The following is an 18,920-nucleotide window of genomic DNA, read 5'->3' on the forward strand; positions in this document are numbered from 1 at the left end:
AAAACAATAAAATGAAAAATACTGCGCTTACGCACATACATGAAGGTTTAGGAGCAAAAATGCTGCCTTTTGCAGGTTACAATATGCCAATTACGTACGAAGGTGTTAATGCTGAACACGAAACGGTTCGTAACAGTGTGGGCGTTTTTGACGTTTCGCACATGGGAGAGTTTTTATTAACAGGCCCGAACGCTTTGGCTCTAATTCAGAAAGTGACTTCAAATGATGCTGCTACACTTACAATTGGGAGAGCACAATACTCCTGTTTACCTAATAATGAAGGCGGAATTGTAGACGATTTGATTGTTTATAAAATGAAAGAAGAACAATACTTATTAGTAGTTAATGCTTCAAATATTGAGAAAGACTGGAACTGGATTTCATCTCATAATGATTTAGGGGTTGACATGAAAAATCTTTCAGATGATTATTCATTATTGGCAATTCAGGGACCAAAAGCGGTAGAAGCTATGCAATCTTTGTCTTCAATAGATTTGTCAGCAATTGAATATTATCATTTTGAAGTGGCTGATTTTGCAGGAATTGAACATGTAATCATATCTGCTACCGGCTACACAGGTTCCGGAGGATTTGAAATTTACTGTAAAAATATTGAAGCTGAACAGGTTTGGAATAAAGTTTTTGAAGCCGGAGCTTCTTTTGGTATCAAACCAATTGGACTTGCTGCCCGTGATACTTTACGTCTTGAAATGGGATTTTGTTTGTACGGAAACGATATTAATGATACAACATCTCCTCTTGAAGCAGGCTTAGGATGGATTACAAAATTCAATAAAGATTTTACAAACTCAGAAAGCCTGAAAAAGCAAAAAGAAGAAGGCGTTTCTAAAAAACTGGTAGCTTTTGAAATGCAGGAACGCGCTGTTCCAAGACATGATTACGAAATTGTAGATGCTACCGGTGCTGTAATTGGTAGTGTTACCTCCGGAACTATGTCACCATCAATGAATAAAGGAATTGGTTTGGGATATGTGACTGTAAATCATAGTGCAATTGACAGCGAGATTTTTATCCGAATCAGAAAAAATGATGTTGCTGCTAAAGTTGTAAAATTACCTTTTTATAAGAAATAATTAAGTCTTATCCATAACTTAAAATGCATTACTTAATTGTAGTGCATTTTTTTGTTTTAAATTTATCTATAAAATGATTTTAGCCTATTTTTGTAAATCCTTTTTTACTAAAATACATAGTTTTGATATTAGGAATATTTAGAAAAAATGTAACAGTTTATAAAAAAATTAAACGTAAATTTAATCTAAGATTCACAAATATGAAAAAAGCATTATCGATATTTCTGCTTACAACGAACATTCTATTTAGTCAAAATAGCGATCAAACGTGCGAAATACTTACCAAAATAAATGCACTAATTCAAAGTGAACACATTAGACCAAAGCCTGTGGATGATAGTTTATCAGTATATGTTTTTGACAATCTAATGGATGAATTAGACCCTTCCAGAAATATTTTTTTGAAATCAGAATATGACGAGCTCTCCAAAAAATACAGATTAAATTTAGATGATTTAGTCTTAAAAGGAGATTGTAATTTTTTATATGATATCAATGCTAAATACACAAATGGACTTTTACGAACGAAAACTGTTTTAGAGAAAATTCAAGCCGTACCAATTGATTACAATAAAAAAGATACTATCCGGTTTTACAAAAAAGCATTTACGTTTTATCTAAAAAAAGAGGATCTGGAAAAAGTCTGGCAAAAAAAACTCCGCTATCAAATTTTGGATAACATCACTGAAACAAGTAATGATCTCGATTCTATCAAATTAAATTTTAAATCGATTGAATTACAATCAAGAACCACTGTTTTATCAAACGAAATTTGCAGAATCAACACTCTCTTAGAAAGAAAAGACACACAACAGGAAAACCTTTATAACTTTTTCTGTACTTATTTTGATCCTCACACTGCCTACTTTAGTGATGATTCAAAATCCAGTTTTGTAGCCTCACTTTCAAAAGAACATTTTTCTTTGGGAATGAGCTTAAAACTGAATGAAAAAAATGAAATCATTATTGAAGAATTGGACCCAAATGGACCGGCTTTTCAAACAGGACAGATTAAAAAGGGAGATCAGATAGTTTCAATTTCCAATCAAAAAGACACTTTACAAATTTCATGTTCCTCATTAGAATCAGTTTCTACTATGATTTCATCTGAATCAAATAAAAATATTACACTTACTTTAAAGCGAAATTCAGGCAAAAGTTTTGAGGTTTATATCGAGAAACAAATCATGAAAGACGAGGATAATTCTGTTTATAGTTTCGTTATAGGCAAAAACAGTAAAATTGGTTATCTTAAAATTCCGAGTTTTTACGCAGATCTGAATCAAAATGAAAGAAAAGGATGTGCTGATGACGTTGCCCGCGAAATTATAAAACTTGAAAGAGATAATATAAAAGGTCTTGTAATCGATTTAATTAATAATGGTGGAGGTTCTATGGAAGAAGCCATAAGATTGTCCGGAATGTTTATTGATTACGGGCCAATTTCAATAGTTATAGATAATAAACAGAACAGATCCGTAATTGATGATCCTTACAAAGGTCTTATATACAAAGGTCCTATCGTAGTTTTAGTAAACAGCAACACAGCCTCTGCCAGCGAATTCTTTGCTTCAATATTGCAGGACTACAACCGCGCTTTATTGTTAGGAAGCAATACACTAGGAAAAGCCACAATGCAAACCATTATTCCACTTGATGAAAATACGACTACAGATTTTTTAAAAATCAGCATTAATAAATTTTACAGGATTACGGGAAAAAGCCATCAAAATATAGGAGTTACACCAGATGTCGTACTTCCGGAATTTTATGAAAATGTTTACCAAAAAGAAAGTAATTTTCCAACTGCAATTAAAAACGACAGTATTATCCCGTCATTAAAATACAGACCGTATGTAAAAAGAGCTTTAATTGATAAAATTGCGAAAAACAGCTCAGCAAGACTGGCCGATAATTTTTATTTTAAACAAATCAAAGAAATCAATTCAAAAATTGACAAAATGATAAATGTTCCAAAATCAGAAGTCCCAATGACACTCGATTCGGTTTTTGAACAAAAAACCATTAGAAATAAATTATGGACAGAAATTAATACTTTTAAGGATGATAACAATCCGTTGGATGTTTATAATTCAACAGTCAATCAGTTTTTATTAGGTGTTTATCCTGCCGAAAAAACAATCAATCAATACCAAATTGACAATCTCAAGACAAATCCTTACTTAAACGAAGCTGTAAATATTATTAATGAATTTAATACTTCAAAATAAATTCAGCCTTCCGCTACAAAACACAATTTTAATCTGTTTTACCATTTAAATAAGAAAAATAACTCAACCCAAACTTTTGGCCTTTTCTTTACGATATAACATAATTTAAAAAAGAATAGAGTTTTGATTTTGGAAAAATAAGGAATAACTGTATTTTTGCATCTCAAAATAAAAAATCAGTAATGGGAAGAGCGTTCGAATTTAGAAAAGGAAGAAAAATGAAACGTTGGTCAGCAATGGCCAAAACATTTACCCGAATTGGTAAAGATATTGTTATGGCTGTTAAAGAAGGTGGTCCAAATCCGGATGCCAACTCCAGATTAAGAGCTGTAATACAAAATGCAAAAGCAGCTAACATGCCTAAGGACAATGTGGAGCGCGCTATAAAAAATGCAAGTAATAAAGATACTGCCAACTATAAAGAAATTTTGTTTGAGGGATATGCGCCTCACGGAATTGCAATTTTAATTGAAACTGCATCTGACAATAACAATAGAACAGTTGCCAACATTCGTAGCTATTTTAACAAATGCAACGGTACAATGGGAACTCAGGGATCGGTTGAATTCATGTTTGATCACACTTGTAATTTCCGTATTGCAAAAGGTGAAATTGATGCCGAAGAATTAGAATTAGAATTAATCGATTTTGGAGCCGAAGAAGTTTTTGAAGATGAAGACGGAATCTTAATATACGCTCCTTTTGGCAGCTTTGGCGCTTTACAAAAAGAATTGGAAAATAGAGGTTTGGAAATATTATCTTCAGGTTTTGAGCGTATCCCACAAATCACAAAAGAATTAACTGAAGCCCAAATTGCTGACGTTGAAAAACTAATTGAAAAAATCGAAGAAGATGATGACGTAATGAACGTTTATCATACTATGAAAGAAGAGTAATATTTTAAAAAGCTCTGGAAATCCAGAGCTTTTTACTATTTATTAAATCCATTCTGAGTCTTCTTTGTAACCATCAGGAAGATAGGTAAGATACTGTACCATTCTTGGCAATGAACCACGATTGGGAGTAGCACAATGAGGGAGGGCTTTATGCCAAATAATAAAATCCCCTGCATTTCCTGTTATAGCAACTGGTTTTAGTGTTTCTTCAGCTACACGTCTTGGATTGTCCGTTGGCCTTAAATCCCCAAGCCACTGCTCTATTTTTCTATGAAATCCAGGTACACAATGAAATGCGCCTTCATTTTCATCACAATCTGTAAGATATAAAAGACCTTGTAATCCAAATGGTATCGGCAGCTTTAAACTAACATCCCAATGAAGCGCACTTCCTAAAAATTTAAAGTGTTTAGATTCAGGAGGGTTAAAACTTACTTTATCAATAGTTTTATAAATATTTGTTGTTTTATAAAGCTGTTCATAAGCCTTTTGTATCCGTAAAGATGATCTGTTTTTATTTAAAGTGGGATGATTAAAAAAATTAAGCATAAGTCCTTTTTGCTCCGGATGCCTTCTATACCATGTTTCTCTGTCCTCAGGATTCATCTGCAGAAAGTTCCAAATGGCTTTTTGAGTTTCCATACAATCAGATATTGGAATTGCTTTCTTTACTATTACATATCCATTTTCATCCCAAAAATCAAGATCTTCTTTTGAAAGAACATCCTCAGAATCAACTAATTTTATATTTTTTATTTCTTTTTTATTTTCTAGTACCCAATTTTTAAAAGACTCAAAATCAGGTTTCCTGAAATACAAATATTGAAGCGTATCTTCCATACTGATACCTAACCTATATAACATTTCTATTTCTTCGTTCCATGTAGAATTGTCAGTGGCAGATTCTGTATCTAATGTACGTTTCCAAAGTGTTTCAAAAAGAGTCCATTCCATAATTTTCGATAAAATTGTTAGAAAGCTAAAATAATAAAATTCAATAACTATTCTTACTAAAAATATCTATTAACTTTTTGAAATTTGAAAAATTATCTATAACTAAATTGCTATACCACTAAAACCCCCAGCACTGATAGAAATGGAAATCATTTTTTGAGAAAACTTATTTTTCTTGTTTTTGCAGAGCGACCAGAGGAAGATCCTACCAGAATTTAGAAAAAAAAAGGTTTAGAGAAAAATATTGTAATGGATAGCAGGAATAGCTTCTTAAAAAAAACATAATTCTTAGACCTTAAATCGTAAATCATAACTACCTTTGCACTGTCAAAAAATTCATATTATGAACATACAACATATTCCACAAATTAAACACACTGAAAGTGGAAACTTCTTTTTGTTGGCAGGTCCCTGCGCTATAGAAGGAGAAGAAATGGCTCTCAGAATTGCCGAAAAATTAGTTGGTATTACCGACAAACTTCAAATTCCTTATGTCTTTAAAGGATCGTTTAAAAAAGCCAATCGTTCCAGAATTGACAGTTTCTCCGGAATTGGTGACGAAAAAGCATTAAAAATTTTACGAAAAGTTTCTGAAACTTTTCATATTCCAACCGTAACAGATATTCATACGAATGAAGACGCTGATATGGCTGCACAATATGTAGATGTTTTGCAGATCCCTGCCTTTTTGGTTCGTCAAACCGATCTTGTTGTCGCTGCAGCAAATACAGGAAAAGTAGTTAACCTTAAAAAAGGACAATTTATGAGTCCTGAAAGCATGAAGCATGCTGTACAAAAGGTACTGGATTGTAATAATGAAAATGTTATGGTTACAGACCGTGGTACTATGTTTGGTTATCAGGATATGATTGTTGATTATAGAGGAATACCTACTATGCAGCAATATGCAACCACAGTTTTGGATGTAACACATTCATTGCAACAGCCAAATCAAACTGCTGGTGTTACGGGAGGCAGACCTGATATGATTGAAACTGTTGCCAAAGCGGGTATTGCTGTGGGTGTTGACGGTATTTTTATCGAAACTCATTTTGATCCTGCAAATGCTAAAAGTGATGGTGCCAATATGCTTCATTTAGACTATTTTGAAGGATTAATGACCAAATTAGTTGCCATTAGAAAAACAGTAAATTCATTTTAAATTTTATACAATAGTTCGTTGAAAAATAATTTTTTATTCTTGCCTTTCTTTTTAATGTGTTTTGCTGTAAATACATTTGCTCAGGATGAAATCGCAATACAAGATAAATACACAGCACATAACAAAGGAAAGTTCTTTTTTTCATGGGGCGGTAACAGAGAAAGTTACTCTAAATCTGATGTAACCTTCAGAGGAAAAGATTATGAATTCACGGTTCATGATATGTCTGCACATGATAAACCAAAAGGATGGCATGTTGATTATGTTAATCCATCCCGAATGACTATCCCTCAAACTAATTTGAGATTGGGTTATTTTTTTAGTGATCATTACAGTGTAACCATTGGAGTTGATCACATGAAATATGTAATGAACCAAAATCAAATAGCAAATGTCACCGGTTATATTAATAATACTGGTTCTCAGTATGACAACACTACTTATAACAACACACCTGTAGACTTTACTGATGAAACGTTCTTAACTTATGAACATACGGATGGTTTGAATTATGTAAACACAGAAGTTTCTAGATTTGATGATATTTCAAAATTGTTTCATCTGCCAAATACAGACAAAGTTCAAATCAATCTAACTGAAGGCCTGGGTGGTGGAATTTTATACCCTAAAACAAATACAATGCTTTTAGGAAAAGAACGTCACGATGATTTTCATGTTTCCGGTTATGGAGTTTCTGCAAAAGCAGGTATTAATATTACCTTTTTCAAACATTTTTATATACAGGGAGAACTTAAAGGCGGTTATATTAATATGCAGGATATCAAAACTACGGCAAGTAATGACGATAGTGCTTTTCAGGACTTTTTCTTCTTTCAGCGAATCATTGCTTTTGGAGGTATATTCAGAATTTAAAAAGGCATAAACAATAATAAAAAAGCAGAATTCAATTAATTTGGATTCTGCTTTTTTTTATTTGTTATTCAGAATACATTTTTAGCAAATTAGTTACTGTATTCCAATTTCTGATTGTTGCCGTTACGTTTAGCTTTTTCTCAATGTATTTTTGGTCAAATCTTGTTTTTCCGGCCCCAACTGCATATTTGATAAATATTCTGTTACCATCAATGCTGGCTTCGTCTGGTTTAAACTGACTTATTTTTAAATCATTTATATTTTCACTTTTTAAAGCAATAGAGACAAATGCAACGTATAGCTTTTTTGTATCAACATCTTTTTCTTTCAAATATGGACTATTTTTAAAACACAGCTCCAAATCTTCTTTGGTAATAACCACCACGGGTACTTCATGTCCAAACACCTTAAAAATTTCCTGTTTGATCATGAATCCTACTTTCGAAGCACTTTCTTCTTCTGTATCAACAAACACATTTCCGGATTGCAGATAAGTTCTAACTTTGGTAAAACCTATATTTTCGAGCATTGTCTTTAATGCTTCCATTTTTATCATATTATGACCTGAAACGTTGATTCCTCGTAAAAGTGCTAAGTGAGTTGTCATTAATTTTATCTTTTTTAATACTTCAAAGATATTGTTTTCTAAAACTTAAATCAGATTTAGAAATTTTAAATTTTTGCATCATTTAGCAGATACATGCTCTTTAGCATATTTTTTCTTTTCTGAACGTGAAAATTCTTGTGTTATAATGGCTTCATTTGCAGAGGTTATATATTCTTTTTTAGATTCAATTGTATTTTCACCATCTTGTGTAACAAAATTAGGCATCAAATATTTATAATTGCTTTTATATCCTTTTAATGTCTGATTTCGGTTTTCTTTCAAAGCGATATCAGATAAATAGTAAATTGAAAAATCAAGTCGGTAGGATTTTAAATCATACTTTTCGGTTATTCCTAATTCTGTTTGTGGATAAATTGTTTCTCCTAACTTTACAAAAATTCCATTCTTTTTAAAGCCCTTATATTCTGCAAAAGTCCCATCTGCATGTTCTACAACTACTGAATTTCTCATGCTGGTATAATGAGCATTGGTCGATGAATTATCATCATATTCATTTTTTACCCGTACTACAATTCCTTTTCTCATACTACAGATCGTATCTGGTTTTTCTGAATGAACTAAATAAGACTTCCAATTTAAAGCTTTCTCCTGTCCCAAATATTTTTCTCCTATATTTCCGGCTTCATAAATTTTTACTTTTTTTCCGTTTTTAAAAGGAAGTGTATAACGAAACAAAGTATCAATCTTCGGATTAAGTTCTCCCATGACAGTATAATATCTCATAGAATATCTAATTCCTCTACTTTTATCGAGTGGTCTTAATCTATACAAGTTACCGGAATAACCCCTAACTTCTGTTTTATAATTGCTTATATCGCAGTTCTCTACATTGGCAAATTCTAAACTTATTGTATATGTCCCAGGTTTGTCTTTTGTATATGATAAGTCAATACTTCTGTCATCGTTTGTTTTAGATGTAATAGACACAATTGGAGTTTGCGCTATCATTTTATAATTTATCCCCATTACTATAAGGAATATAAAAAAAACTGGTTTTGATTTCATTTTCTCTGCAGTTACTAAAATTTGGTTATTTGATAGCTTAATATTTACAGTACAAGATTACTATATATTTTTTTTATAAAAAGAAAATTCTTATTTATTTTTATAAAAATAATTATTGAGTTCAAATCTTCCTGTTTTAAAATTCCTAATTAAAATCTATCTTCGCTTAAGGAAAGAAAAATATATAACACAAAGAAAACTGACAAAATATATCAACTGTTTTCTTCATTCTATCAATTGAAAATTCTAAAATCTAACCGTATAAAAAACAATGTCCAATAATCTCCTTGATACCCCAATCGAATACTTAAAAGGCGTTGGCCCAAGCCGTGGTCAGTTACTTCGTAAGGAATTAGGAATTCATAAATATGGAGATTTAGTTAATTTTTTTCCAAACAGATACATTGACAGGACACGTTATTACAAAATAAATGAGCTTCAAAATACTGGCACTGAAGTTCAGATTATTGGAAAAATCATCAATATAAAAACGGTAGAATTTGCAAAAAACAAAAAACGCCTGGTAGCGACTTTTGTGGATGACACTGGACAAATTGAACTTAATTGGTTTCAGGGACACAAATGGATTAGAGAGAGTTTAAAACTAAATGAAGTGTGTGTTATTTTTGGAAAATGTTCTTTGTATGGAAGCCAGTTTAGCATGGCACATCCGGAAATTGAATTATTTGCTGAGCACGAAAAAAGCCTTCGTTCAGCTATGCAACCGGTTTATCCTTCAACGGAAACCTTGTCAAACCGAGGTATTTCAAACAGGACTATTAACAAACTGATGGAACAGCTTTTCATCGAAACGCAAGTTTTATTTACTGAAACTTTTCCCTCTTACTTAATTGAAGAATTAAAATTAATTTCTAAAAAAGCAGCCTTATTCAATATCCATTTCCCTAAAAGTACAGATGCTTTGGCGAAAGCACAGTTTCGCTTAAAATTTGAGGAATTATTTTTCATCCAGTTACAATTAATAACCAAAAATCTAATTCGGAAGCACAAGATAAAAGGACATCCCTTTACAAAAGTTGGTACTTATTTTAATGAATTTTATCAAAATCATTTACCTTTTGAACTCACAAATGCACAAAAAAGAGTTGTAAAAGAAATTCGTTCCGATATGGGCAGTAATGCTCAAATGAATAGACTTTTACAAGGAGATGTTGGTTCAGGAAAAACTATTGTTGCGTTTATGAGTATGCTTTTGGCAATTGATAATGACTTTCAGGCCTGTTTGATGGCTCCTACTGAAATTCTTGCCAATCAGCATTTCATTGGTTTATCTGAATTAGCTAAAACATTAAACATTAATATTAAAATACTAACCGGCTCAACTAAAACTTCAGCCAGAAAAATTATTCATGAAGAGCTTGAAAATGGCAGTTTACACATTTTAATTGGCACTCATGCTTTGCTGGAAGATAAGGTAAAATTTCACAATTTAGGATTAGCGGTTATTGATGAGCAGCATCGTTTTGGTGTTGAGCAACGATCAAAATTATGGAAGAAAAATGAAATTCCGCCACACGTTTTGGTTATGACTGCCACTCCTATTCCCCGAACTTTAGCGATGAGTCTGTATGGCGACTTAGACATCTCTGTAATTGATGAATTGCCTCCGGGAAGAAAACCAATCCAGACGGTTCATCGATTTGACAGTAACAGATTAAAAGTATGGAAATTTCTTCGTGACGAAATTGCAAAAGGAAGACAAATTTATATCGTGTATCCACTGATTCAGGAATCAGAAAAAATGGATTACAAAGATCTGATGGATGGTTACGAAAGTATTTCACGCGATTTTCCGCTTCCTCAGTATTCAATTTCTATTTTGCACGGTAAAATGAAGCCAGCCGATAAAGATGCCGAAATGAAACGCTTTTCTGAAGGAAAAACCAATATCATGGTAGCAACAACGGTAATAGAAGTTGGTGTAAATGTTCCAAATGCAAGTGTTATGATTATCGAAAGTGCCGAACGCTTTGGATTATCACAACTACACCAATTACGAGGGCGTGTAGGGCGTGGAGCCGAACAAAGTTATTGTATTTTGATGACAAGCCATAAATTAAGTTCCGATAGCAAAACCCGAATGGAAACTATGGTACAAACCAATGATGGATTCGAAATTGCCGAAGTTGATCTTAAACTTCGTGGGCCGGGCGATTTAATGGGAACTCAGCAAAGCGGTGTATTAAATCTTCAAATTGCCGATATTGTTCGCGATCGCGATATTTTGTCATTGGCCAGAAATTATGCAATGAAAATTTTAAAAGAAGATGCTCCGTTACAAAAACCTGAACATGCTACTTTAAAAGCAGTTTTCATTGAACTTACAAAGAAAAAAAGCATCTGGAACTATATTAGTTGATAATCCAGTATTATTAAAGTTGATTAATTTATATAAGAATCCAAAAGCGGACAGTTGTATTTTTTAAAATTTGCCGTATTTGAATAAATTGAATAAAAATCCTCCAGCTCCTGCCCTGCTTCAAAAGGAACAACTTCCTGATCTGAATAAACATGATCAGCATGATAACTATAATAATTACATTCGAAAATCATTAAGCTTACCATTGCCTTTTCATTATTATTTTTAGACATTTTCAAGGCCTTTTCATAATATAGTTTTGCCATTGTCAAATTATAATAATTACCATTTTGGTATTTTTTTTCAACATCAGTATTATCTCCATAAATATAATCAATGTAGGATTCTCCGGAAGTCCAATCATAAGCAGTCATCATCCAGGAATTTCCCAGATAAGAAACGTTAAAATAGGCATGTGCTAATAGCAGATTACTGGCAGCTGTGTTTTGTTTCTTTAAGCGAATAAGTTTTGCTATAAATTCTGCTTTATTGAAACGATAATTAAATTTACGTTCTTCCGTTTTTTGAAGTATTTTAGGCACAAATGGATTTTCATTCAGGTAATTCGTAAATGAATAATTCTTTTCCCAAAAATCTTTCGGCATTCCGGAAAAAGTTTCGTAAGCTAATTCCAAATTATTATTTCTAAAAGCAAGGGTTCCTTTTAAATCTTTATAATAGTTAATATTAGGTGATATCGTCCCTGAACAAATGTATTTCTCAAAAGGCGTTTTATTTTCCTTTTGTTGTAAAGTAATCAGCTTATCGATATCTTCAACTGTCGCATGGCGATCAAAATAACCAATATAGGTATAGAAATAAGGAATGTTATATCTCGAATATTCACCTTCATTTTTAATATCAGATTTCATAAATAATAAACCCGCAATTACTCTGTTTCCTTGCCTGAAAAATTCATTACTGGCAATTCTATATAAACTATACAGATTTTTAAATAAGCCTTTATCACTTTCTATCAGATTTTCTACAGCATTAAAATTCTCAAAAAGCTGGTTCTGAACTTTTTCATTATTAAGGTCATTCTGTTTTAGTGCAATTAAAGCCAGCTGAATATTCTTTTGCATTTGTATTGTAGCATTAGCTCTATCAGAAATCATATTGGTATATTTCTTCCCTAAATCAACTTCGTCATCAATAAAACACAGTTGTGCTATTGCAGTTGTGATATAATCCTTTTGCTCTCCGGATGTATTATCCAGAATACTAATCAAAAAATCTTTCAATTCTCTTAAATATAAAATATCCTTACTGTAATTTTCTTGTTTTGCTTTGGCAAAATCTTCATACCATATTTCACCATTTAACACTACAGAAGGGCTGCCATTGGTAAATTGTGGTGTAAAAATCCAATCTTCTAGTTTATTGATTTCCCTCCCAATTAAAAAACTCAAATACAAACTATTGGGGCTTAATGCATGAACTTCTTTTATAGCTTTTAAATCCGGGGCCGGGTTTCGCAAACTTTCAATAGCCAGAATCACACTTCTTTCTTCATCACTTTTAGCTAAGACTAAAGTTTCTGTGGTCAGTTTCCAATTATAATGTTGTAAAACAGCAAATGATTTTTCTTCACAAGCTGCAAAAACCTTACTCAGTAAATAGTTTTGCAAAGTCAAATCATCAATACATAAAGCTTTATAATATAATGCCCAGGGTGCTAATATTGTTTTTTTATTTTCAGCAAAAAAGGTATCGTACAAACGGATTACCTCTTTTGGTTCCTGAGCGTAAAAACTATATCGTAAAATTAAAAAAGCATAACGCTGTTTTAAAAAAGCATCTTTGGAGGAAGCAATTTTTTGTTCGAAATTCTCTAAATCAGAAGATTTTTTTCCATTACTGTCATAATCAATATTATCCCAGGATTCCCATTTTTCAACTGGACTACTATCATATTCCATTTTTTTTGCGAATAAAATATAATCTAAAAAAGCTTTATTTTGGGGCATCAATAAAGTTTCAATAAAAGTATTCCTTGCAAATACATCTTTTAAAGCCTTGTTCTCATATGCATTTTGAAAAACTTCTGCATCTGTCTGATACAAAACAAAATAGACATCATTTTTATTTATCTGATTACCTAGTTTTTTCTTCCACTCTAAACAATTCAATTCCTGATCTGCATTAGAAATTGTGTTGGTAGAATAATAAGAATCAGCAGAATAATAAAAAGGAGTCAATTTAAAAAAACCTTCACGTTGCGCTTTAAACAATGCCAATCTGCTTGTCTCAGGTGAAACACTCCATCCACAAGCAAAAGAAACCTGAAAACTTAATACTAAAATTAAAATTCTAAAAACGCGCATAGTAATTAGATATTTCTTGAGTTCCATAATCATTTATGTATTTTTTATCGAATGAAAAAAAAGTTATCCGGGTTTGTCCATCAATCTGAATCTTATCTTTAATGACAGAAATCATTTTGTCCAATTCATCATTTGAAATCTTTTCAATTCTGATTTCATCTCCATTTCGTAAATAAGTTTGCCCAACCAACACATCGTCCTGAAGTATAAATTTATTCGATGAAGATTTTTTTAATTTAATTGTGTCATTCAATAATTGATCATAATCGGATAAAATGCCTTTAAAAGCATTACCTCTGAAAAGCACAGCCCAACTGTAAAGCGGTAAAGCTATATCTAACCTGAGTTTGTATTGGTTGTGAGTCATATATTGCTCGAGCTCAGCACTTGTACCAATAGAATTTTCTGTTTTAAAATCATCCGGTTTTGCCAAATTATAACACATTAATAAACCTTTATCAACCGGTGGTATGCCTGATTTTTCAGCATACTTATACTGCCAAAGCCGAATTGTAGCAGCAATTTTAGAAGTTGGAAATCCTTTTTTTATTTTTTGAAGTAAATAGAAATAATTTTCTTTTGATTTTTCTGACCAGTCACAATCTATCAAAATTTCTTTAAAATTAACTTTCAGTTTTGATAGCTCAGCAGATTTTACAGAATCATAATTCAGTGTTTTAAAATCTTTCTTTTTATGATAATTTTCCGGATAAACAATTTTATATGCGATTGATTCAGCCTTGGTTTGATTCATTTTATTACCAACTTGCAGAACTCGCCTGAATATCTGGATTGCAAGACTATCCAGTTGTTTCCTGTCAGATTGGATAACGACTTCATTTGTTATAAAAACACTTGGTGTAATATCCAGATTACTCTCATTCAGTCTAATATCATTAATCGTCGCAACAGGTAAAGGTTCTTTTGAATATGGATTCCACTCAACATCAAAAAAACGAACATACATGTGTTTTACATTCAAATCTTTTATCAAAGAATCATCTTCTTTGTCGAAAGACAAATCGGTTTTCCAATAACAAAATGATCTGATAACTTCGTGTTCTTTCTTACAACTTCCTGAACATAACACCACAAAAAGTAAAACAAAAATAATATTCTTCATATGATTAATCGGCTAAAAACGCTGATCAAAATTAACACTAATATTTGTAAGGATATCGATTATTTATAAACAACTTCTAATTTCGATTATTACCTTTGCAAAAAAAATTATTTATGTCAAATATATATTTAGGATATCATTTTACAATAGAGCCTAAGGAATTAGGATCAGAAATTTTAATAGCTGAATTAGGCGAAAAAGCATTCGAAAGTTTTACAGAAACAGAGAATGGAATATCAGCTTTTGTAAAAAAAGATTTATGGGATGAGAATATTTTAGATGACATTTATATTTTAAAATCTGAAGAGTTTAAAATCGAATATACTGTTGAAGAAATTGATCAGATTAACTGGAATGAAGAATGGGAAAAGAATTTTGAAGCAATCGATGTTGATGGAAAATGTCATGTTCGTGCTCCTTTTCATCAGAAAACCGATGCAGAATTTGATATTGTAATTGAACCAAAAATGAGTTTTGGAACAGGTCATCATGAAACAACACATATGATGATTCAGCATTTACTTGAAATTGATGTTGAAGGTTTAAAAACATTAGACATGGGTTGCGGAACAGCGATCTTAGCTATTTTGGCTGAAATGAAAGGTGCTCAGCCAATTGATGCCATTGATATTGATAACTGGTGTTATTTGAATTCGATAGAGAATGCAGAACGCAATAATTGCACTCACATCACCGTTTACGAAGGTGATGCAGCTTTATTAAAAGGCAAAAAATATGATTTAATAATAGCAAACATCAATCGAAACATTTTGTTAAACGATATGCAGTTTTATGTTGACTGCCTTAACCCCAAAGGCATTATACTTTTGAGCGGTTTTTATGAAGAAGATATTCCTTTTATTGATTCTTCTTGTACCGAAAAGGGTTTAACATATGTAAAAAAGTTTCAAAAAAACAACTGGGTTTCATTAAAATACGTAAATTAATTAATCGAAATTACTAAAGTACAAAACGTAAAAATATGAGTACTAAAGAAAAAGTAAGAGAAAAAAATCGCGAAAAAGAAGCCATAGGTTTCAATAACGAAATTATTGTTTATAATGATGATGTAAACACTTTTGATCATGTGATTGAGACTTTAATGCGTGTTTGCAGCCATACAGCCGAACAAGCTGAACAATGTTCACTGATTGTACATTATAATGGAAAATGTACCGTAAAAACAGGACCTATCGATAAATTAAAACCACAATGTACACAGCTTTTGGAAGCTGGACTTAGTGCCGAAATTGTTTAAAATGAAATAATATAAAAAACATTCTACCACATTCACAGAATTCAGGGTAGAGTGTTTTTTTTTATTCATAATTTTATGGCATAATATCTGATCATAACTGATGTCACAAATTGATTTTAAAAATCAAAATTAAGAATAGATTAATTTCAATAAAATCTAAAATTTAGTTTTAATTCATAAATCTCTGGTGAAAAAATCTTTTACATTTGTATTAAAATAATATTAAGTCCATGAAAAAAATACCCATTCTTATTGTTTTATTAATTGCCGTTACTTCATGCGTAAGTACTAAATCGACATTAAAAAATGTAGATGATAACGCTCCCGATTTAGTTTTAAGCAAAAATAATACGTTTGTCATTAAAGAATTCAGCAAAGACAAAAAGTATGGCTATAACCCGGACTATCCTATTAATATTTTCTACAGAAACACTAAAGATGAGACGCTGAATGAGATTCGTTTTTTAAACGCTTTAGCAGGTCCAAACGGCGAAAAAATAACATATACAAGGTTAGAGACCTGTTGCCCGTTTCCAACCAAACGAAGTGATATGGGAGCTGGATTTTTAAATGTCTACGAGTTAAAGTGGGAAGGACAGAAAAAACCAATTACACTATATCTGAATATTTATGAAAAAGGTATTTTGATGGTTCCAATGGGATTGAGCCTGAAAAAAGAGTAATACAACTTAATTTTAAAGATGTAAAATTATTTGATTGAAAGAAAAAAGCCAAATCTTTAAAAATTAAGATTTGGCTTTTTTAGTTTTTATAATGTATTACGAAATTCTTTCATTCATAATATCTTCAACAACTTCCGGATTTAACAAAGTAGAGGTATCTCCAAAATTAGAAAAATCCCCTTCAGCTATTTTTCGTAAAATTCTACGCATAATTTTACCTGAACGAGTTTTTGGCAATCCTGATACAAACTGTATTTTATCTAATTTAGCAATTGGACCAATATGATCAGCAATATATTGATTAATCTCCTTCGCTAAATTTTCTTTGTTTCTAACTTCACCTGTTTCTTTTAAAATTACATAACCATATAAGGCATTGCCTTTTATTTCATGAGGAAAGCCTACAATTGCAGATTCAGCAACTGCCGGATGCTCATTTATGGCATCTTCAATAGGTGCCGTTCCTAAATTATGCCCTGACACAATTACAACATCGTCTACTCTACCTGTAATTCTATAGTATCCAACTTCGTCTCTTAAAGCACCGTCACCTGTAAAATATTTACCCGGAAAAGCTGAGAAATATGTTTTTTTATAACGGTCGTGATCATTCCAGATTGTTCTGGCTATACCAGGCCATGGAAACTTAATACATAAACTACCTACTACCTGATTACCTTCAATTTCATTACGCTTATCATCCATTAAAACCGGTTGAATACCTGGCAATGGCAAAGTTGCATAAGTTGGTTTGGTTGGTGTTACAAAAGCAATTGGCGAAATCATAATTCCACCTGTTTCTGTTTGCCACCATGTATCAACAACAGGACATCTTTTATCTCCAACGTGGTCATTAAACCAGTGCCAAGCTTCTTCATTAATTGGTTCTCCAACAGAACCGATAACTTTAAGTGATTTTAAAGGATATTTCTGGATATAATCTAAACTTTCCTTAGCTAATGAACGAATTGCAGTTGGTGCTGTATAAAACTGCGTGATTTTATGTTTTTCGATAATATCCCAAAAACGACTAAAGTCAGGATAAGATGGAACTCCTTCAAATATTACGGTTGTACCTCCATTCAATAATGGTCCATATAATATATAAGAATGTCCGGTAATCCAGCCGATATCTGCAGTACACCAGAAAATATCATTTTCTTCATAACTAAAAACATTCTTAAAAGTATAAGCTGTATAAACCATATATCCAGCTGTGGTATGAACCATTCCTTTTGGTTTTCCTGTAGAACCTGATGTATATAAAATAAATAATGGATCTTCTGCATCCATTATTTCTGCTACATTATAATCAAGAGCAGCATCTAATAATGGTTGTAACCAAATATCTCTGCCTTCCTGCATTTTTATTTCAGTTTCTGTTCTTTTCACAACCAAAACTTTAGAAACTGACGGACAGCTTTCTAATGCTTCATCAACAATGCCTTTAAGATCGATTGTTTTATTTCCTCTGTAACCTCCGTCAGAAGTGATTACCATTTTACATTCACAATCATTGATTCTTGCAGAAACTGCTGAAGCAGAAAATCCGGCAAAAATAACCGAATGTATAGCACCTATTCTTGCACAAGCCAACACAGCTACGGCAAGTTCAGGAATCATTGGTAAATAAATACAAACTCTGTCTCCTTTTGCTACTCCTTGCTCACGCAATACATTTGCCATTTTGGAAACCCTTTCATATAGTTCATTATATGTAATATGTATTGCATTCTCAGAAGGATTATTTGGTTCAAAAATAATTGCCGTTTTTTCTCCTCTTTTACTTAAATGTCTGTCAATACAATTTTTTGTAATATTAACTTTGGCCTCAGTAAACCATTTTACCTCTGCATCAGCCATGTTAAAATCAACAACTTTTTCCCATTGCTGGTACCAAGTAAAATTTTCCTCTGCAATTTTACCCCAAAATTTTCTTGGCTCTCTTATTGACTTATTGTAATGTTTAAAATATTGTTCTAAATTTTCTATTTTATAATAACTCATAGTTGTTGTAATTTTTTTATAAATGTATTAAATAACAATGTATTCTTAAAATTATTTAATTTATAAATTTTATCAAAAAAATACTGATCACTAAAAAAAACATTAATTTTATTGTGTTTTCCCTAAATTTTAAACTTTTAATCAAATATTAACAATAAAAAAAGGCATGATATTTCTAAATACCATGCCTTTTTAATTCTAACAATTTCAATAACAATTAATTTTACCAGATCTTACTATTTTCTTTTTACTTTGAAAATAAAAGCAACATTAATCATAACAGAAACTTCTACAGTATA

Annotated in this window: 15 protein-coding genes; 9 read left to right on the plus strand and 6 right to left on the minus strand. The window is 31.6% G+C overall.

What is annotated here, in order from left to right:
- The first annotated feature begins 11 nt into the window (after positions 1 to 11).
- From gcvT to FLACHUCJ7_RS16140, 3 genes are all read left to right on the plus strand, one after another.
- Positions 12 to 1,094 carry a glycine cleavage system aminomethyltransferase GcvT gene (gcvT, locus tag FLACHUCJ7_RS16130; RefSeq protein WP_078228244.1) on the plus strand — a complete coding sequence of 361 codons (1,083 nt, stop codon included), beginning with the start codon at positions 12 to 14 and terminating at the stop codon, positions 1,092 to 1,094.
- Between the two features lie 200 nt (positions 1,095 to 1,294).
- The gene (locus tag FLACHUCJ7_RS16135) at positions 1,295 to 3,325 is read left to right on the plus strand and encodes a S41 family peptidase (RefSeq protein ID WP_180909593.1); all 2,031 of its coding nucleotides are present in this window, start codon (positions 1,295 to 1,297) and stop codon (positions 3,323 to 3,325) included.
- A 182-nt stretch (positions 3,326 to 3,507) separates the two neighbouring features.
- Positions 3,508 to 4,221, plus strand: coding sequence for a YebC/PmpR family DNA-binding transcriptional regulator (locus FLACHUCJ7_RS16140; protein ID WP_180909594.1), 714 nt, complete (start codon positions 3,508 to 3,510; stop codon positions 4,219 to 4,221).
- Positions 4,222 to 4,263: 42 nt separating this feature from the next.
- Here FLACHUCJ7_RS16140 and FLACHUCJ7_RS16145 read toward each other — a convergent pair whose 3' ends face one another.
- Positions 4,264 to 5,175 carry a phytanoyl-CoA dioxygenase family protein gene (locus FLACHUCJ7_RS16145; RefSeq protein WP_180909595.1) on the minus strand — a complete coding sequence of 304 codons (912 nt, stop codon included), beginning with the start codon at positions 5,173 to 5,175 and terminating at the stop codon, positions 4,264 to 4,266.
- Positions 5,176 to 5,518: 343 nt separating this feature from the next.
- On the opposite strand from FLACHUCJ7_RS16145, the gene kdsA reads away from it, so the two are divergent.
- The gene (kdsA, locus tag FLACHUCJ7_RS16150; RefSeq protein WP_078228247.1) at positions 5,519 to 6,337 is read left to right on the plus strand and encodes a 3-deoxy-8-phosphooctulonate synthase; all 819 of its coding nucleotides are present in this window, start codon (positions 5,519 to 5,521) and stop codon (positions 6,335 to 6,337) included.
- Between the two features lie 18 nt (positions 6,338 to 6,355).
- Positions 6,356 to 7,210 carry a hypothetical protein gene (locus FLACHUCJ7_RS16155; protein WP_180909596.1) on the plus strand — a complete coding sequence of 285 codons (855 nt, stop codon included), beginning with the start codon at positions 6,356 to 6,358 and terminating at the stop codon, positions 7,208 to 7,210.
- A 64-nt stretch (positions 7,211 to 7,274) separates the two neighbouring features.
- Here FLACHUCJ7_RS16155 and FLACHUCJ7_RS16160 read toward each other — a convergent pair whose 3' ends face one another.
- Both FLACHUCJ7_RS16160 and FLACHUCJ7_RS16165 read right to left on the minus strand, forming a co-directional pair.
- Positions 7,275 to 7,817: a DUF1697 domain-containing protein gene (locus FLACHUCJ7_RS16160; RefSeq protein ID WP_180909597.1), complete on the minus strand. Its 543-nt coding sequence runs from the start codon at positions 7,815 to 7,817 to the stop codon at positions 7,275 to 7,277.
- 78 nt (positions 7,818 to 7,895) lie between these two features.
- A complete protein-coding gene (locus tag FLACHUCJ7_RS16165) occupies positions 7,896 to 8,786 on the minus strand; it encodes a hypothetical protein (protein ID WP_180909598.1) in 891 nt (296 codons plus the stop codon).
- A gap of 328 nt (positions 8,787 to 9,114) precedes the next feature.
- Here FLACHUCJ7_RS16165 and recG point away from each other — a divergent pair, with 328 nt between their 5' ends.
- Positions 9,115 to 11,223, plus strand: a complete 2,109-nt coding sequence (gene recG, locus FLACHUCJ7_RS16170) for an ATP-dependent DNA helicase RecG (protein ID WP_180909599.1) — start codon at positions 9,115 to 9,117, stop codon at positions 11,221 to 11,223.
- Between the two features lie 23 nt (positions 11,224 to 11,246).
- On the opposite strand, the gene FLACHUCJ7_RS16175 is transcribed toward recG, so the two are convergent.
- Together FLACHUCJ7_RS16175 and FLACHUCJ7_RS16180 are read right to left on the minus strand one after the other, a co-directional pair.
- A complete protein-coding gene (locus tag FLACHUCJ7_RS16175) occupies positions 11,247 to 13,577 on the minus strand; it encodes a hypothetical protein (protein WP_180909600.1) in 2,331 nt (776 codons plus the stop codon).
- On the minus strand, positions 13,537 to 14,673 hold the full coding sequence (locus FLACHUCJ7_RS16180; RefSeq protein ID WP_180909601.1) for a hypothetical protein: 1,137 nt from the start codon (positions 14,671 to 14,673) through the stop codon (positions 13,537 to 13,539). The genes FLACHUCJ7_RS16175 and FLACHUCJ7_RS16180 overlap by 41 nt, the downstream gene beginning before the upstream one ends.
- A gap of 113 nt (positions 14,674 to 14,786) precedes the next feature.
- Between FLACHUCJ7_RS16180 and prmA the strand changes: the two genes are divergently transcribed.
- The 3 genes from prmA to FLACHUCJ7_RS16195 all read left to right on the plus strand — a co-directional run bounded on the left by prmA (position 14,787) and on the right by FLACHUCJ7_RS16195 (position 16,614).
- Positions 14,787 to 15,620, plus strand: coding sequence for a 50S ribosomal protein L11 methyltransferase (prmA, locus tag FLACHUCJ7_RS16185; protein WP_078228253.1), 834 nt, complete (start codon positions 14,787 to 14,789; stop codon positions 15,618 to 15,620).
- A 35-nt stretch (positions 15,621 to 15,655) separates the two neighbouring features.
- The gene (locus FLACHUCJ7_RS16190; protein WP_180909602.1) at positions 15,656 to 15,931 is read left to right on the plus strand and encodes an ATP-dependent Clp protease adaptor ClpS; all 276 of its coding nucleotides are present in this window, start codon (positions 15,656 to 15,658) and stop codon (positions 15,929 to 15,931) included.
- Between the two features lie 230 nt (positions 15,932 to 16,161).
- Complete coding sequence (locus tag FLACHUCJ7_RS16195) at positions 16,162 to 16,614, plus strand: 2-dehydro-3-deoxyphosphooctonate aldolase (protein ID WP_180909603.1); 453 nt, start codon at positions 16,162 to 16,164, stop codon at positions 16,612 to 16,614.
- Between the two features lie 96 nt (positions 16,615 to 16,710).
- On the opposite strand, the gene acs is transcribed toward FLACHUCJ7_RS16195, so the two are convergent.
- Positions 16,711 to 18,621, minus strand: coding sequence for an acetate--CoA ligase (gene acs, locus FLACHUCJ7_RS16200; RefSeq protein WP_078228259.1), 1,911 nt, complete (start codon positions 18,619 to 18,621; stop codon positions 16,711 to 16,713).
- Positions 18,622 to 18,920: the final 299 nt, after the last annotated feature.

Source organism: Flavobacterium salmonis (genome assembly GCF_903819435.1).
GTDB classification, from domain to species: Bacteria; Bacteroidota; Bacteroidia; order Flavobacteriales; family Flavobacteriaceae; genus Flavobacterium; species Flavobacterium chungangense.

Excerpts from the sequence above, each read along its gene's own strand:
- gcvT (WP_078228244.1), top strand. The coding sequence starts at position 12 with ATGAAAAATACTGCGCTTACGCACATACATGAAGGTTTAGGAGCAAAA.
- FLACHUCJ7_RS16135 (WP_180909593.1), top strand. The coding sequence starts at position 1,295 with ATGAAAAAAGCATTATCGATATTTCTGCTTACAACGAACATTCTATTT.
- FLACHUCJ7_RS16140 (WP_180909594.1), top strand. The coding sequence starts at position 3,508 with ATGGGAAGAGCGTTCGAATTTAGAAAAGGAAGAAAAATGAAACGTTGG.
- FLACHUCJ7_RS16145 (WP_180909595.1), bottom strand. The coding sequence starts at position 5,175 with ATGGAATGGACTCTTTTTGAAACACTTTGGAAACGTACATTAGATACA.
- kdsA (WP_078228247.1), top strand. The coding sequence starts at position 5,519 with ATGAACATACAACATATTCCACAAATTAAACACACTGAAAGTGGAAAC.
- FLACHUCJ7_RS16160 (WP_180909597.1), bottom strand. The coding sequence starts at position 7,817 with ATGACAACTCACTTAGCACTTTTACGAGGAATCAACGTTTCAGGTCAT.
- FLACHUCJ7_RS16165 (WP_180909598.1), bottom strand. The coding sequence starts at position 8,786 with ATGATAGCGCAAACTCCAATTGTGTCTATTACATCTAAAACAAACGAT.
- recG (WP_180909599.1), top strand. The coding sequence starts at position 9,115 with ATGTCCAATAATCTCCTTGATACCCCAATCGAATACTTAAAAGGCGTT.
- FLACHUCJ7_RS16175 (WP_180909600.1), bottom strand. The coding sequence starts at position 13,577 with ATGGAACTCAAGAAATATCTAATTACTATGCGCGTTTTTAGAATTTTA.
- FLACHUCJ7_RS16180 (WP_180909601.1), bottom strand. The coding sequence starts at position 14,673 with ATGAAGAATATTATTTTTGTTTTACTTTTTGTGGTGTTATGTTCAGGA.
- prmA (WP_078228253.1), top strand. The coding sequence starts at position 14,787 with ATGTCAAATATATATTTAGGATATCATTTTACAATAGAGCCTAAGGAA.
- FLACHUCJ7_RS16190 (WP_180909602.1), top strand. The coding sequence starts at position 15,656 with ATGAGTACTAAAGAAAAAGTAAGAGAAAAAAATCGCGAAAAAGAAGCC.
- FLACHUCJ7_RS16195 (WP_180909603.1), top strand. The coding sequence starts at position 16,162 with ATGAAAAAAATACCCATTCTTATTGTTTTATTAATTGCCGTTACTTCA.
- acs (WP_078228259.1), bottom strand. The coding sequence starts at position 18,621 with ATGAGTTATTATAAAATAGAAAATTTAGAACAATATTTTAAACATTAC.